Genomic DNA, 14,278 nt, shown 5'->3' with positions numbered 1-14,278 from the left:
ATGCCTCGCACAAGCATGAATCAGAACCGAAACGGCCAGAAACGCGAAAGCCCCTGAGTCCGTTGGCGTACCAACAAAATCAGGGGCTTAAATACTTCTTGGCGGAGACGGAGGGATTCGAACCCTCGATGCAGTTTAACCCACATGCTCCCTTAGCAGGGGAGTACCTTCAACCACTCGGCCACGTCTCCGCGAAGCACAGGATTCTAGCACGGTTTTTTAATCACTACGCCGCGCCAGCCTTCTGTGTTCAAACCTTGTCGGTTCCCGGCGCTTGATCCAGGCCAAAAGCCTTGTGCAACGCGCGCACGCCGAGTTCCATGTACTTGTCGTCGATGATGACCGATGTCTTGATCTCGCTGGTGCTGATCATCTGGATGTTGATGTTGTCGGCAGACAGCGTCTGGAACATCAGGCTGGCCACGCCGACGTGCGAGCGCATGCCGATACCGACGATGGACACCTTGGCGACTTTCTCATCGGTAACGAGTTCGCGGGCCTGAACGGCCGGGATCACGTCGCGCTTGAGCACGTCGACGGTGCGCTGGAACTCGTTGCGGTTGACCGTGAACGAGAAGTCGGTCGTGCCGGCAACCGATTGGTTCTGCACGATCATGTCGACATCGATATTGGCCGCGGCCACGGGGCCGAGGATGGAGTAGGCGATGCCGGGCTTGTCCGGAACGCCCAACAACGTGATTTTGGCTTCGTCGCGGCTGAAGGCGATGCCGGAGACAACGGCGGCTTCCATTTTTTCGTCTTCCTCAAAAGTAATCAGCGTGCCCGAACGCATTTCGTCGTCGAGCGGAATGAGCGGGTCAGTCAGGGATGACAGCACGCGGGTCGGCACACGGTATTTACCGGCGAACTCGACCGAGCGGATCTGCAGCACCTTGGAGCCCAGGGAGGCCATTTCGAGCATTTCTTCAAACGAAATGACGGCCATGCGGCGTGCTTCCGGCACGACGCGCGGATCGGTGGTGTACACCCCATCCACATCGGTGAAGATCAGGCATTCATCGGCCTTGATGGCGGCCGCCACGGCCACGGCGGAGGTATCGGAACCGCCCCGCCCCAGCGTGGTGATGTGGCCGTCGTCGTCGATGCCCTGAAAGCCCGTGACCACGACCACCTTGCCGGCATCGAGATCGGCACGGATGCGCGTATCTTCGATCGAGGTAATGCGGGCCTTGGTATAGGACGAATCGGTGCGCACGGGCACTTGCCAGCCGGTGTAGCTGCGGGCAGCGACGCCCTCGGCTTGCAGGGCAATGGCGAGCAACGCGCTGCTGGCCTGCTCGCCGGTGGCGGCAACCATGTCGAGTTCGCGACCGTCGGGTTGCGGCGCGAGTTCGCGCGCGAGCCCCAACAAACGGTTGGTTTCACCCGCCATGGCGGAGGGGACAACAACGACCTGGTGGCCTGCGGCATGCCACTTGGCGACGCGACGCGCCACATTCTTGATGCGCTCGACCGAGCCCATCGACGTGCCGCCATACTTATGGACGATTAGGGACATCTATCTCATTCTCTGGCAATGGTTCCCTGCCGAGGGCAGCTGGCAGGCAAAGCTCACTAGTGTAACGCGTGATGATGACGTTGAGAACCGTTCAGGTTTTCTCGACGCAGATACGACCGCGTACGCAGACGATGCAGAACGCGCCGTGCTGCCATCGCAACTGCCGATCGTGGCCCAGACTATGCAACTGACGTAGCTGCCGCACCAGTTCGCCCAGCCGGGCATCGGTCGGCATGGGTGCTCCCATCCGATCGAGCCAGTGGCGCAGCACCTGCCGTTGCCGGGCGGGCGACAAGGTGCGCCACGCCGCGAGCGACACGCTGGCGCCGTCCGGCGCCGGCTCCAACCGCGCCAGATCTTCTGCAGCCACTTCGGCGAGCATTTCACTCGCCTCGCGCATGTGCCGGGCATGCCGCGCCAGAATGCCGCGCCATTGCGGCCAGCGCGCGTTGAGCACCGGGGCGAGCAACGTGCGCACGGCGGCGCGCGTATAGGCCGCGTCGGCGTTGCTGGGATCGTCGACCGGTGCCCACCCCGTGGCCTCGGTGAACCGCTCGGCGCAGGCACGGATCACGGCGCGGTCGATCTCCAACCATGGGCGTACGAGTGTGAGACCGGAACGGCGCGTGTGTGCGGCCATGCCGCCCATGCCGGCCACCCCACTGCCGCGCAGCAGCCGGAGCAGCACCGTTTCGGCCTGGTCGTCGCGATGGTGCGCCATCCATAGGGTATCGATACCGGCGGCCGCCGCCATCTGCCCAAATGCCGCATAACGCGCCTCGCGTGCCGCGGCTTCGATGCCGCGGCCGGTGTTGCGCGCGACGTCAACGTGCACCACATCGAGGGGCAGATCAAGCCCCGCGCACAAAGCACGAACGTGGTCGGCCCAGCGATCGGCCTCGATAAACAAGCCATGATGAACGTGAAACGCGCGAACGAATCGAGCGGATAATCCCGCCTCACGCGCCACGGCAACGGCCGCCAGGGCAAGCATGGCGGAGTCGGCGCCCCCGCTGAGAGCAATGGCGATCCGGGCGTGGGGATGCGCCGCGAAGGCCTGCCGCACGGCGTCGAGCGTGACTGGGCTCAACACCCCCGAATGCGCGACCATGTCAGACATCGGGGCGGCGTCGCGATCGCGCAGGCTGAACGGTTAAGCCCGCACTTCCTGGAAGCGGCCATAGCCCATCAGTCGCTGAATGCGCTGATCGACCAGTTCTTCACTCGATTGACCGGAGAGCTGGCGCAAGGCATCGCTCAACGACCGGCGCAGCAGGCGCGCCATGACGCGCGGATCGCGGTGGGCGCCGCCCACGGGCTCATTGACCACGCGGTCGACCAGACCGAGATCTTTCAGACGCGGTGCGGTGATCGCCAGCGCTTCGGCGGCCTCGGCCGTTTTGTCGGCACTGCGCCACAAAATGGAGGCACACCCTTCGGGCGAGATGACCGCATAGGTGGCGTATTGCAGCATCAGCACGGTGTTGCCTACCGCCAGCGCCAATGCGCCGCCCGAGCCGCCCTCACCGATGATGGTGGTGACGATCGGCACCTTGAGCTCGGCCATCGCGTAGATGTTGTGGCCGATGGCTTCCGACTGACCGCGCTCTTCCGCGCCGATGCCCGGGTAGGCCCCGGGGGTGTCGACGAACGTGAAGACGGGAATCTTGAACTTCTCGGCCAGACGCATCAGGCGCAACGCCTTGCGATAACCCTCGGGACGCGGCATACCGAAGTTGCGCATGGCGCGCTCCTTGGTATCGCGGCCCTTCTGATGACCGATGACCATGCAGGCTGCGCCATTGAAGCGCGCCAGGCCGCCGACGATGGACTGGTCGTCGGCATACATGCGGTCGCCGTGCAGCTCGTGGAAATCGGTGAAGATTTCGCGCACGTAGTCCATGGTGTAGGGGCGTTGCGGATGGCGGGCGACGAGCGCGGTCTGCCACGGCGTCAATTTGCCGTAGATTTCCTTGGCCAGGCTTTGGCTTTTTTGCTGCAGCCGGCTGATTTCATCCGAAATATCCACCGCCGAATCGGCCTGCACATAGCGCAGTTGCTCGATCTTGTTTTCAAGTTCGGCCAGCGGTTGTTCGAATTCCAGGAATGTATTGCGCATGGGAAAAGATTCCGTTGAAGGGCGTCTGCTATCGGGCTCAGTACTGAACGGCGACTGCGTCCAGACTGCGCCACAAATACCAGGTGGCGACGGTACGCCAGGGCTGCCAAGCGTTTGAGACCTCTCGCGCCTCGAAGCGGGAGACGGGCTCGCCGCTAAAGTAATGGAGCGAGATCGCCTTTAGCAAGCCCAAATCGTCCAGCGGCAGGACATCCGGCCGCTGCAAGTTGAAGATCAGGAACATTTCTGCGGTCCAGCGGCCAATACCGCGGATGGCGACGAGCTCGGCGATGACCTGCTCGTCCTCCATTTCGGACCAGCGATCCGGATGCACCCGTTTTTCGGCAAAGTGCGTGGCCAGATCGATCAGGTACTCGGCCTTGCGCAGCGACAAGCCATTTTCGCGCAAGCCGGGCACGGTGGTCTTGAGCACCGACGCAGGCGACGGCCGTTTGCCGGCGAGGTCTTGAAAGCGCGCCCACAGGCCATCGGCCGCTTTCACGGTGATTTGCTGCCCAATGATGGCGCGCGCCAAGGTAATGAACGGCGTGGTGCTTTCCCCCAGCCAGGCTTCGGGATGCTGAGGGATGATTTTCTTGAGAATGCGATCGCGTTCGGTCAGGTCGGCGACGGCCTCATCCCAATACGCGGGCTTGATCGAGGCGGTTTCGGCGATAGACATTCGTACGGATCCTTGGGGGCTTGAAGCTGTGGGCACTTCAGGCCCGACGCCATTGGGTGATACCGCCGGCCTTGTCGTCGAGTTCGATGCCGGCGGCACGCAAAGCGTCGCGCAGACGATCGGCTTCGGCAAAATCACGGGCCTGCTTGGCCGCGCCGCGCGCCGCCACCATGGCATCGATATCGGCGTCGCCCAGCGTATCGGGACGTTCGGCAGCGCCCGCCGAATAACGGCTCGACCACTTGAAGTACGCATCCGGCGCCTGTTGCAACAGGCTGAGCACGCCGCCCAGCGCCTTCAATTGCCCCGATACCGCAGCATCCTTGGTACGGTTCGCCTCCGACGCCAGTTCGAAGAGCGCGGCGACGGCGCCCGAACTATTGAAGTCGTCGTCCATCGCCGCCGTGAATGCGACGGCGGCGGGCGCAGCCCAATCGATGTCGACCTCTGCCGGCGGCACATTGAGCAACGCCTGATAAAGGCGATCGAGCGCGCTTTGGGCATCGGCAAGGTTATCGGGCGCATAGTTTTGCGCGCTGCGATAGTGATTGCGCACGATGAAAAACCGCAGCATCTCGGCTTCACGCGCGTTGACGGCATATTCGGCCGCGTCATCGCCCGGCTCGCCCTGCGCGATCGTCTGGCGGATCGTGCGGAAGTTGTTGAGCGACTTCGACATCTTGTCGGCATCGACCATCAACGGGCCGCAATGGATCCAGGTATTGGCCAAGGTGCCGCCAAACGCCCCCTCGGACTGCGCGATTTCGTTTTCGTGGTGCGGAAACTTCAGATCGGGGCCACCGCCATGGATATCGAGCGGCTGGCCCAGGAGCGCATTCGCCATGGCCGAGCACTCGATATGCCAGCCAGGGCGGCCCATGCCGTAGGGCGACGCCCACTTGGTATCGTCGGGTTCCTCAGCCTTGGCCGACTTCCACAAGACGAAATCGAGCGGATCGCGCTTGGCCGATCCCACGGCGACGCGCTCGCCGGCCCGCAGATCGTCGAGTGTCTTGCCCGACAGCTTGCCGTAGCCCGGAAACTCGCGCACCGCGAAATTGACGTCGCCATCGTCGGCCTGATAAGCGAGGCCACGGGCCTCCAGCTTGCTGATGATGTCGACCATCTCACCCACATACTGCGTGGCGCGGGGCTCGCGATCGGGCGCTGCGACGCCCAGGGCCCGCTCATCGGCATGCATGGCGTCGATATAAAATGCGGTGACTTCGCCCAGACGCTTGTTGGTCTGGACGGCGCGGCGGATGATTTTGTCGTCGATATCGGTGATATTGCGGACGTAATCCACGCTGTAGCCGCTATGGCGCAGCCAGCGCTGCACGACGTCGAAACTGACGAGCATGCGGGCGTGACCGAGGTGGCAATAGTCGTACACCGTCATGCCACAGACGTACATCCGCACCTTGCCCGGTTCGACCGGCTTGAAGGCTTCTTTCTTGCGGGACAACGTATTGTAAATTTGCAGCATGGCGCTAACGTCTTGGCCGGGGCTAAAATGGCGGTCTTTAAGTATAGCAAGCGGGCGCACGACGGCGCACGGGCGGGTATGCCCTCGGTCGTCACCGCCCGATATATCGGATGAACTTGTGACCATAACGCAGCACGCTTTATCGATTGCCCTGGCTTGTATGCTGGCCGGCGCATCGACGACGGTCCTTGCGGCCCAGGCGGCGCCTGGCGGTGCCTTGTACCCGTCGTCCTCGCCCACGGCCACCACGCTGGACGATCCCGTTCGCGAAGGCGGCTGGGAAGGACTTGCGCGCCTGCTCGACAAAGCCCGGCCCAGCGTCAATACCGCGCTGCAGCCCACGCCATCGCAGGTCACCAACCGCATCGAGCTGCTGTTGAGCCAAGGCCGTTACGACGAGGCGATCGCGCTGATCGAAAAACGCAAGGCGGAACTGGAAGCGCGCGCGCCGTTGGGCGGCGGCACGGATGTGCAGCTCGAGTTTCTGCATGCCCGCGCCTTGTCCGAAACCGGCAAGCCCAACGAAGCCATCGACATCTACAAGAACATGACGGTGTTGTATCCCGAGCTCCCCGAGCCCTGGAACAACATGGCTGCACTGTATGTGGCACGCGGCGAGCTCGAAAGCGCCGAAGAAGCGCTGCAGGCGGCACTTCGCGCCAATCCCAACTACACCACCGCGCGCGCCAATCTGGGCGATGTCCAGATGATGAAGGCGCAACGTTCGTATCAGCAGGCCGGCACCGGCGCGCCCAAGCCCGTCTCCCGCCCTGCTTCCCCTCCCGCCCCCACAAAGGCGCCGGGCACCGGTCGATGACCGGCTGTACAGCGGCTTTTTTGGCCCCGTGGAATTCCCACGCTCAAGCACAGGACTCGTTTCGAGAATGATGACCCGTTTCTTGCAATCGCCTCTGCTGCGCGCGTCGATACTTGCCGTGTCGATGTTGGCCGTCGCCCCTCTGGGCGCCCAGGCTGCGCAGCCCACCTCTACCACTAAGAAAGGAACCGCCTCCATGTCCACGACTCCTCGCGTCGCTCTGCAAACCAACCTCGGCAAATTCGTCATCACGCTGGACGCCGAAAAAGCGCCCAAGACGGTTGAGAATTTCCTCACTTACGTGAAGGAAGGTTTTTATGACGGCACGGTGTTTCACCGCGTGATCGACGGCTTCATGATCCAAGGCGGCGGTTTCGAACCCGGCATGAAGCAAAAGCAGACGCATGCCCCGGTTGAAAACGAAGCCAACAACGGCTTGAAGAACAACCGCTACACCGTTGCCATGGCGCGCACCAGCGACCCGCACTCGGCTACCGCCCAATTCTTCGTGAACGTGGCCGACAACGACTTCCTGAACTTCAGCTCGCCCACGCCCAGCGGCTGGGGCTACACGGTATTCGGCACGGTGACCGAAGGCACCGACGTCATCGACAAGATGCGCGGCGTGAAGACGGGCAACCGCGGCTTCCACCAAAACGTGCCGGCCGAAGACATCGTGATCGAGAAGGCCGAAATCGTTGAGTAAGCTTGTTCTGCCAGGCACAATCTGGCTCGCTTCGGATCTGCACCTGGGTCCTCAGGCACCGGCGACGCAGGAGGCCTTTCTGGCCTTCCTGCAGGCCGCGGCCGACGAGGCCGATGCCTTGATCCTGCCCGGCGACATCTTCGATGCGTGGATCGGCGATGACGTCATCCGCGCGGCGCCGCCCTGGTTGGCCCAGGCCCTCGCGGGCCTGAAAGCCACCGGTGCGCGCACGCAGTTGTGGATCGGCCATGGCAATCGCGACTTTCTGATGGGTCAGGAACTGGCAGACGCGATCGGCGCACGCCTGCTGCCCGACCCGGTCACGCTGGTCACGGATTTCGGCGAGATTCTGCTCTCGCACGGCGATGCATACTGCACCGACGACGCGGCCTATCAGCAGTTTCGCGGCATGGTGCGCGATCCGCGCTGGCAGAATGAGTTCCTGTCCAAGACGATTCCCGAACGGCTCGCGCTTGCGCAAGCCGCGCGCGGCGAAAGTGTGTCGGCCAATCAGGCGAAGTCGGCCGAGATCATGGACGTCAATGCACAAGCGGTGGCCCAGGCGTTTGCCGACGCTGGCGTCGGCTTGATGGTGCATGGCCACACGCATCGGCCTGGTCGGCATGTCGAGATGATCGAGGGCCGCCGGCGCGAACGCTGGGTGTTGCCCGACTGGGACCTGGATCATGCCCAACCGCCTCGCGGCGGCTGGATGGTCATCGATCGCGATGGCCCGCAAGTCTTCGATATCGATCTGGAAGACTGACTTCGGCGCGCTTGTTGGCAGGTCTGCCACCTGGCGTAGCCGAATCCTGCGCCCTCACCCCCGATTGGGCCCCACGCCCAGAAACGACCCGCCGGCATCGAAGTCGCACACTTGCTGTGCGATCTCGATCACGCTGGCCACGACCGGGTTCATCAGCGACTTCTTGAATACCGCGTAATAACTCACTTGCGGCAGCGGCGGACTGACGCGCAATTGCAGCAGTTCGCCACGCGCGACCAGCGGCGCGAAGTAGGCCGGGGGCAGATAGCTGATGCCCATGCCGAGAATCGTCATCTGCGCGACCACGCCCAGGCTGTTGCATGACAGCACCTGCTTCACGCTCAAGCCCTGCTCGGTAAACCAGGCGTCGTACAGGTACGAGAGCGCCGAATTGGTGGGCTGCGTAATCACGGGGTATGGAGCCAGATCCTCCGGCGACAGCATGCTCGACGAATCGATGTCCAGCGACGGGCTGCACATCCACACATTGCGGATCGTGCCCAGCGGGACGCAGTCGTATTCGTAGCTCCAGAAGGGTCCGGGCATGATCGCCAGATCCAGGCTGTCGTCAACGAGCCGTTGATACAACGTGACGCCGCCATCGATCTCGGGCAGCAACTGCACCTTGGGATGTTGTTTGCTGACCTGACTGATCAAACTCGCCAGCCAGGTGAGCCCGACCAGTTCCGTGGCGCCCAGCCGCACACTGCCTTCGACGTTGGCCGCATCCCCCAGTTGCTGGACGATGTTGCTGTTGAGCGCCAACATATCGCGCGCGAGCTCGGAAAGCTTGCGGCCACGGTGCGTGAGTCGCAACGTGCGCGGACCGCGCTCGAAAAGCGGCGTGCCGGCGAAGGCTTCGAGCTCTCCCACCCGCTTGGCGATGGCGGATTGCGTGGTGTGCAGCTTGCGCGAGGATGCGCTGAAGCTGCCGAGCTCGGCACTCCAGTAAAACGCTTCGAGTTGTTTGAGCGTGACCATCGACGACAGGGCAAGGCGCGGGGAACGCGTAACCATACCATCGTCCCCCAGCGCGGCCCTGCCGCCTTACGCCTTGTGCAGAATGTCGGCGAGAAAGCGCTGCGCGCGCGGATGTGCGGGCGCCGTAAAAAACTGCTCGGGCGTCGTCTCTTCCAGGATTTGGCCCGCATCCATGAACACCACGCGGTCGCTCACGTCGCGCGCGAAGCCCATTTCGTGCGTGACGCACACCATCGTCATGCCGTCGCGAGCCAGCGACTTCATCACCTGCAGCACTTCGCCCACCATTTCGGGATCGAGCGCGCTGGTCGGCTCATCGAACAACATGATCGGCGGCTTCAACGCCAGCGCGCGAGCGATCGCCACCCGCTGTTGCTGCCCGCCCGACAGATTGCCGGGATAGGCGCCCACTTTCTCGGCCAGGCCCACGCGCTCGAGCAACTGCATGGCTTCGCCGGTGGCCTCCTTGCGCGAGCGCTTCTGGATGGTGGTGGGCGCGAACAACACGTTGTCCAGCACCGTCATGTGCGGGAAAAGGTTGAACGACTGGAACACGAAACCAATGCCCTGGCGCAGAGTATTGAGGTTGACGTTTTTCGCGTACACGTCCTGACCGTTGACCGTGATGGCACCCTTCTCGATGGGTTCCAGACGGTTGATCGTGCGGATGAGCGTCGATTTGCCGCTGCCCGACGGGCCGCATACAACGACGACCTCGCCCTGCGCGATCGTGAGATCCACATCGCGCAGCACGTGATGGGGGCCGTACCACTTATTGACTTTGTCGAGTTTGATCATGGGATGAGTCACCGATATCGATTAGGCCATGGCGCGCGCGCGGCGCACACGGAAGTCCAGCCAGTACAGGCCGCGGCTGAGCGTGAAGCACACCACGAAGTAAATGATGGCCAGGATGCCGAAGACTTGCAGCGGCTTGGTGAGCACCAGATTGTTGACCTGATTGGCGGCGAAAGTCAGTTCGTTCACGCTGATCACATAGCCCAGCGACGTTTCCTTGATGGTGGAAATGAACTGGCTGGTCATGCTGGGCAGCACGTTGAGCATCGCTTGCGGCAACACCACGCGCCGCATGGTGGTCCAGTAACCCACACCCAAAGAGCGCGAGGCCTCGATCTGCCCCTTCGGAATCGCCTCGATGCCCGAGCGAATCACTTCACTCAGATACGCGCTTTCATAGATGACGAGCGCGCATACCAAGGTGGTGAAGCCGCTTACGCTGTAGCCCGTGAGCTTGGGCACCGCGAAGTAGGCCCAGAAGATCAGCATCAGGAGGGGCATGCTGCGCACGATCTGCACCAGCCCCGAGGCGAACAACGCCAGCGGCCGGATGCTGCTCACGCGCGCCAATGCCAACAGCAACGCTAACGGCAAGGACAAGGCCAGGCCGCAGATCGCCAGAATCAGCGTGAGCGCGAGTCCGCCCAACGGGCCGTTGGGATATTGGCCCACCAGCAGCGTGGGCCAGAAGTCGTGAAGGATCTCAAGCACGGCCGCTGCCTCCCGCAATGCGGTAGCGCGCAGCGATGCGCGAACCGACGAACAACAGGAGGAAGGAGCCGGCGATATACATCAGGGTCGCAGCGCCGAAGGTCGCAAACGTGCGATACGTTTCGTTCTCGATTTCGCGCGCCTGATAGGTCAGCTCGACCACGCCGATCGCCATGGCCACGCTGGTGTTCTTGAACAGCAACAAGGCACGGCCCACGAGCGGCGGAATCGAGATGCGCAAGGCCTGCGGCACGATGATGTGGCGCATGCACTGGATGTAGCTTGCGCCCAGGGCACGCGAGGCCTCGAACTGCGTGGTGGGGATGGCGCGCAACCCGCTGCGGATATCCTCGGCGATGTAGGCCGCCGATCCCAGCGCCAGCGCGATCGCGGCCAGCGAGAGCTCCGCATTGTGCTGATACAGCCAGGTGCGAAAGCCTTCCGGCAGCAATTCGGGCATCCCGAAGTACCAGAACAGCACTTGCACCAGAAGCGGCACATTGCGGTGATATTCGACGTAGATGTCGACGAACCAGCGCGCCACGCGAACGTTGGTGGCGCGGATGACGGTCAACAGAATGGCGATGGTGAAGGCCATGGTCCAGGCCACGAGAAACAGCTGAATCGTGGTGACCATGCCTTGCCACAATTGGTGCAATTGGGCGGCATCGAGCATAAGGGAGTCCTCGCAGTACGGACAAAAAAAACGGCGCGGGCGCGGATCGCTGCTGCGATCGCGCGCCCGGTGGCCGTGGCGATCAGGCCGTGGCCGTCATCAACCCGCGATCGGGCCGATCACAAACGAGCGCTTGAGCTTGTAAGGCGTTTCAGGACCGAACCACTTCTCGAAGATCTTCGCGGCATCGCCCGATTTCTCGGCATCGTCCAGAATCTTGTTTACCGTTTCGATGAATCGCGGCTCCGATTTACGCATGCCCAGGCCCCAGGCTTCGTCGAATACCGACTTTTCCATGATGGTTACCGGCGCGGTAGGCGGACTCTGGATCACCAGGCGCGCGAGCACGAGTTCGGAGGCGAACTGGCCGTCCACTTTTTTCTGCTGCAGCGCCAGGTAGGCCGCCGAGCTGTCCGAGTAGCCGATCACTTGCGAATCGGTCAAACGCGCCTTGATTTCACGCTCCGAGCTCGAACCCTTGGTGGCACCCACGCGGCGGCCATTGAGTTGCTCGATCGTGGTCAGGCCCGAGTCGGCGCGCACCAGCAGCTTTTGCGGGCTCACGTAGTAGCGGTTGCTGAACGCGATCTGCTCGGCGCGGTCGGGCGAGTAACCCAGGTTGGCGGCGAGAATATCGACGCGCGATTCGTTCAGTTCAGGCACGCGGGCCGCGACCGACAACAGCTTGTAGTTCACGCGCACACCGATCTTGTCGGCAACCAGCTTGCAAAAGTCGATGTCGTAACCAATCAGCTCGCGGGTGGAGGCGTTTTGAAAGCTGAACGGCTGCGACGTGCCCAGCGTGCCGCAAACGAGTTCACCACGTTGCTTGATATCGTCGAGCTGGTCGGCCGAGGCGCTGGCCGAGACCAGGGCGGCGGCGGCGAGCACGCCGATCGACAGTACGGATTTGAATGGCATGGATTTTCCCCTTATTGATAAACGGCCGCGGGCGGCCGACGGCAATGCAGTCGAGATCAGACGAGCTTTGCGCAGGCAGCGCGGATACTCTCGCAGCCCGCCGCGATATCTTCCAACGCGGCGGCGAACGAAAGCCTGAACGTGCCGGGCGCGCCATAGGCATGGCCGTCGATCACGGCCACACCGGCTTCGCGCAGCAGGTAATTGGTGAAGTCGGTATCGGTGGCGATTACGTCGCCGCCGGGCGTCTTCTTGCCCAGCAAGGCCGAGCAGTCCGGAAACACGTAGAACGCGCCCTCAGGCACCACCACCTTCAATTCTGGCACCTTCTGCAAGGCGGCCACTGCGGCGTTGCGACGTTCGCGGAAGCGATCGGCAAAGATCTGTACGCACGATTGGTCGCCGGTCAAGGCGGCCAATGCAGCGGCCTGGCCCACCGAGGACGCGCCCGACGTGCTTTGCGATTGCACGATGGCCATCGCCTTGATGAGTTCGTCGGGGCCGGCACCGTAGCCGATCCGCCAGCCGGTCATGGCATACGCCTTCGAGACGCCATTGATGGCCAAGGTCCGCGACGCGAGGGCGGGCTCGACCTGCAGCGGATGCACGGTGGGCGTATCGGTGAAGTTCAGACGTGCATAGATATCGTCGGTCATCAGCCACACATGCGGATGACGCGCGAGCACGGCCGTGAGCCTGGCCCAGTCGTCGCACGAGTAAATGGCGCCGGTGGGATTGCTGGGCGAGTTCATCAATACCCACTTGGTGGCCGGCGTGATGGCGGCTTCGAGCGCCTCGGGCGTGAGCTTGTAATCGGTTTCCGGCGTGGCGGCCACGATCACGGGCTTGCCGCCGTTGACGATCACCATGTCGGGATAGGACACCCAGAATGGTGCCGGGATGATGACCTCGTCACCGTCGTTCAGCGTGGCGGCAAGCGCATTGAAAATCACTTGCTTGGCGCCGGTGCTGACGATGATCTGGTTGACCGGATAATCCTGACCCGTATCTTCCAGCATGCGCGCGCGGATGGCGCGGCGCAGCGGTGCGGTGCCCTGGGCGGGCGGATACTTGGTCTCGCCGCGATCCATGGCGGCCTTGGCGGCTTCGCGGATGAACTCGGGCGTGAGGAAATCCGGCTCGCCGATGGTGAGATCGATCACACGGCGGCCTTCTTCGCGCAGTTGCGCAATGATGGCGCGCGCGGCCACGCTGGGCGAAAGTTTGATGCGGCGAACGCGTTCGGACACAAAGCTCATTTGGCGGCTCCCAAGGCGGCGAGCGCGCGATCCATCCACGGCTTCTCGTAGGTGCCCGACAGAATCTTCTCTTTCGACACGGCCTCGTCGCGCTCTTTCTTGAGCGCCAGGGCCAGCACGGCTTCGGCATGCGCTGCGGCAATGACCACCACACCATCGGCATCGCCCACGATCACGTCGCCGGCCTGCACGACCTGGCCGCCTACCGAGACGGCCACATTGATTTCGCCCGGGCCGTCTTTGTAGGGCCCTTTGTGCGACACGCCACGCGCAAAGCACCCGAAGTCGTTGGCGGCAAACACGTCCGCGTCACGCACGGCGCCGTCGATCACGAAGCCCACTACGCCGCGGCGGCGCGCATCCATCATCATCAATTCGCCGACGAGCGCGTTATTGCAGTCGCCGCCCCCGTCGACCACAATCACGTCGCCGGCTTGTGCCAATGAAATCGCCTTGTGGATCATGAGGTTGTCGCCCGGACGGGCCTTGACCGTGAGCGCGCGGCCCACGATGCGCGACGTGCCGCCATGCAGCGGGCGCAGTCCCACCACGCCGTACAAGCGGCCCATGCAGTCGCTGATCTGCGCGGCGCCAACCGTGCGATATTGGTCGAGAACGGCATCCGAAACGGCAATACCGTCGCGGTCAAGAATACGAAGGCCAATCGGGTTCATGGTGAAACGACGCGCTTATGCAAACAACGAAGCGCTTATTTGACCCGTCCTCGCCTGATCCACAAAACGATATAAATTCGGGGGGAAGTACGAATTTAATTCGTATCAGGTGGGATGCCTAGATGTGCTGAGGGGCACTGAGGAGGCGCGGACGCGATGGCGA

General features: G+C 62.9%; 15 protein-coding genes and 1 tRNA gene. 3 read left to right on the top strand and 13 right to left on the bottom strand.

The features are described 5' to 3' along the window. Nucleotides 1-99: 99 nt before the first annotated feature. The 6 genes from EYW45_RS22225 to cysS all read right to left on the bottom strand — a co-directional run bounded on the left by EYW45_RS22225 (nucleotide 100) and on the right by cysS (nucleotide 5,806). Nucleotides 100-191: transfer RNA gene (locus EYW45_RS22225), tRNA-Ser, on the bottom strand. A 59-nt stretch (nucleotides 192-250) separates the two neighbouring features. Beyond that, the gene (locus EYW45_RS22220; protein WP_161137625.1) at nucleotides 251-1,519 is read right to left on the bottom strand and encodes an aspartate kinase; all 1,269 of its coding nucleotides are present in this window, start codon (nucleotides 1,517-1,519) and stop codon (nucleotides 251-253) included. 91 nt (nucleotides 1,520-1,610) lie between these two features. Then, the gene (gene tilS / locus EYW45_RS22215) at nucleotides 1,611-2,639 is read right to left on the bottom strand and encodes a tRNA lysidine(34) synthetase TilS (RefSeq protein ID WP_161137624.1); all 1,029 of its coding nucleotides are present in this window, start codon (nucleotides 2,637-2,639) and stop codon (nucleotides 1,611-1,613) included. Nucleotides 2,640-2,672: 33 nt separating this feature from the next. Then, entirely contained in the window at nucleotides 2,673-3,638 is a 966-nt protein-coding gene (locus EYW45_RS22210; RefSeq protein ID WP_161137623.1) for an acetyl-CoA carboxylase carboxyltransferase subunit alpha, read from the bottom strand. Between the two features lie 37 nt (nucleotides 3,639-3,675). Further along, nucleotides 3,676-4,320 carry a DNA-3-methyladenine glycosylase family protein gene (locus tag EYW45_RS22205; protein ID WP_161137622.1) on the bottom strand — a complete coding sequence of 215 codons (645 nt, stop codon included), beginning with the start codon at nucleotides 4,318-4,320 and terminating at the stop codon, nucleotides 3,676-3,678. A 37-nt stretch (nucleotides 4,321-4,357) separates the two neighbouring features. Beyond that, nucleotides 4,358-5,806 (bottom strand): cysteine--tRNA ligase, encoded by a 1,449-nt coding sequence (gene cysS / locus EYW45_RS22200; RefSeq protein ID WP_161137621.1) that lies wholly within the window; start codon nucleotides 5,804-5,806, stop codon nucleotides 4,358-4,360. 118 nt (nucleotides 5,807-5,924) lie between these two features. On the opposite strand from cysS, the gene EYW45_RS22195 reads away from it, so the two are divergent. The 3 genes from EYW45_RS22195 (at nucleotide 5,925) to EYW45_RS22185 (ending at nucleotide 8,095) form a co-directional block, all read left to right on the top strand. Continuing rightward, nucleotides 5,925-6,623, top strand: a complete 699-nt coding sequence (locus tag EYW45_RS22195; protein ID WP_328703674.1) for a tetratricopeptide repeat protein — start codon at nucleotides 5,925-5,927, stop codon at nucleotides 6,621-6,623. 196 nt (nucleotides 6,624-6,819) lie between these two features. After that, nucleotides 6,820-7,329 carry a peptidylprolyl isomerase gene (locus EYW45_RS22190; protein WP_161137620.1) on the top strand — a complete coding sequence of 170 codons (510 nt, stop codon included), beginning with the start codon at nucleotides 6,820-6,822 and terminating at the stop codon, nucleotides 7,327-7,329. Beyond that, nucleotides 7,322-8,095, top strand: coding sequence for a UDP-2,3-diacylglucosamine diphosphatase (locus EYW45_RS22185; RefSeq protein ID WP_161137619.1), 774 nt, complete (start codon nucleotides 7,322-7,324; stop codon nucleotides 8,093-8,095). Before EYW45_RS22190 ends, EYW45_RS22185 begins: the two co-directional genes overlap by 8 nt. A gap of 54 nt (nucleotides 8,096-8,149) precedes the next feature. Here EYW45_RS22185 and EYW45_RS22180 read toward each other — a convergent pair whose 3' ends face one another. The 7 genes from EYW45_RS22180 to EYW45_RS22150 all read right to left on the bottom strand — a co-directional run bounded on the left by EYW45_RS22180 (nucleotide 8,150) and on the right by EYW45_RS22150 (nucleotide 14,115). After that, the gene (locus EYW45_RS22180) at nucleotides 8,150-9,076 is read right to left on the bottom strand and encodes a LysR family transcriptional regulator (RefSeq protein ID WP_161138029.1); all 927 of its coding nucleotides are present in this window, start codon (nucleotides 9,074-9,076) and stop codon (nucleotides 8,150-8,152) included. A 66-nt stretch (nucleotides 9,077-9,142) separates the two neighbouring features. Beyond that, nucleotides 9,143-9,874, bottom strand: a complete 732-nt coding sequence (locus EYW45_RS22175; RefSeq protein WP_161137618.1) for an amino acid ABC transporter ATP-binding protein — start codon at nucleotides 9,872-9,874, stop codon at nucleotides 9,143-9,145. 21 nt (nucleotides 9,875-9,895) lie between these two features. After that, complete coding sequence (locus tag EYW45_RS22170; RefSeq protein ID WP_161137617.1) at nucleotides 9,896-10,585, bottom strand: amino acid ABC transporter permease; 690 nt, start codon at nucleotides 10,583-10,585, stop codon at nucleotides 9,896-9,898. Next, on the bottom strand, nucleotides 10,578-11,261 hold the full coding sequence (locus EYW45_RS22165; RefSeq protein WP_161137616.1) for an amino acid ABC transporter permease: 684 nt from the start codon (nucleotides 11,259-11,261) through the stop codon (nucleotides 10,578-10,580). The genes EYW45_RS22170 and EYW45_RS22165 overlap by 8 nt, the downstream gene beginning before the upstream one ends. Before the next feature lie 99 nt (nucleotides 11,262-11,360). After that, entirely contained in the window at nucleotides 11,361-12,182 is an 822-nt protein-coding gene (locus tag EYW45_RS22160; protein ID WP_161137615.1) for an ABC transporter substrate-binding protein, read from the bottom strand. 56 nt (nucleotides 12,183-12,238) lie between these two features. Then, nucleotides 12,239-13,441 carry an aminotransferase class I/II-fold pyridoxal phosphate-dependent enzyme gene (locus EYW45_RS22155; protein ID WP_161137614.1) on the bottom strand — a complete coding sequence of 401 codons (1,203 nt, stop codon included), beginning with the start codon at nucleotides 13,439-13,441 and terminating at the stop codon, nucleotides 12,239-12,241. Then, nucleotides 13,438-14,115: an RraA family protein gene (locus EYW45_RS22150; protein WP_161137613.1), complete on the bottom strand. Its 678-nt coding sequence runs from the start codon at nucleotides 14,113-14,115 to the stop codon at nucleotides 13,438-13,440. Before EYW45_RS22150 ends, EYW45_RS22155 begins: the two co-directional genes overlap by 4 nt. Between the last annotated feature and the right edge of the window lie 163 nt (nucleotides 14,116-14,278).

Origin of the sequence: Schauerella aestuarii (assembly GCF_009866805.1) — a bacterium.
In the GTDB taxonomy this organism is placed as follows: domain Bacteria; phylum Pseudomonadota; class Gammaproteobacteria; order Burkholderiales; family Burkholderiaceae_B; genus Schauerella; species Schauerella aestuarii.
Note: the sequence above shows the minus strand (reverse complement) of the source record. Positions and strands in the feature narration are given on the sequence as shown.

Coding starts and splice junctions, on each gene's coding strand:
- EYW45_RS22155 (WP_161137614.1), bottom strand. CDS start 13,441: ATGAGCTTTGTGTCCGAACGCGTTCGCCGCATCAAACTTTCGCCCAGC.
- cysS (WP_161137621.1), bottom strand. CDS start 5,806: ATGCTGCAAATTTACAATACGTTGTCCCGCAAGAAAGAAGCCTTCAAG.
- tilS (WP_161137624.1), bottom strand. CDS start 2,639: ATGTCTGACATGGTCGCGCATTCGGGGGTGTTGAGCCCAGTCACGCTC.
- EYW45_RS22160 (WP_161137615.1), bottom strand. CDS start 12,182: ATGCCATTCAAATCCGTACTGTCGATCGGCGTGCTCGCCGCCGCCGCC.
- EYW45_RS22190 (WP_161137620.1), top strand. CDS start 6,820: ATGTCCACGACTCCTCGCGTCGCTCTGCAAACCAACCTCGGCAAATTC.
- EYW45_RS22175 (WP_161137618.1), bottom strand. CDS start 9,874: ATGATCAAACTCGACAAAGTCAATAAGTGGTACGGCCCCCATCACGTG.
- EYW45_RS22180 (WP_161138029.1), bottom strand. CDS start 9,076: ATGGTCACGCTCAAACAACTCGAAGCGTTTTACTGGAGTGCCGAGCTC.
- EYW45_RS22205 (WP_161137622.1), bottom strand. CDS start 4,320: ATGTCTATCGCCGAAACCGCCTCGATCAAGCCCGCGTATTGGGATGAG.
- EYW45_RS22220 (WP_161137625.1), bottom strand. CDS start 1,519: ATGTCCCTAATCGTCCATAAGTATGGCGGCACGTCGATGGGCTCGGTC.
- EYW45_RS22165 (WP_161137616.1), bottom strand. CDS start 11,261: ATGCTCGATGCCGCCCAATTGCACCAATTGTGGCAAGGCATGGTCACC.
- EYW45_RS22210 (WP_161137623.1), bottom strand. CDS start 3,638: ATGCGCAATACATTCCTGGAATTCGAACAACCGCTGGCCGAACTTGAA.
- EYW45_RS22150 (WP_161137613.1), bottom strand. CDS start 14,115: ATGAACCCGATTGGCCTTCGTATTCTTGACCGCGACGGTATTGCCGTT.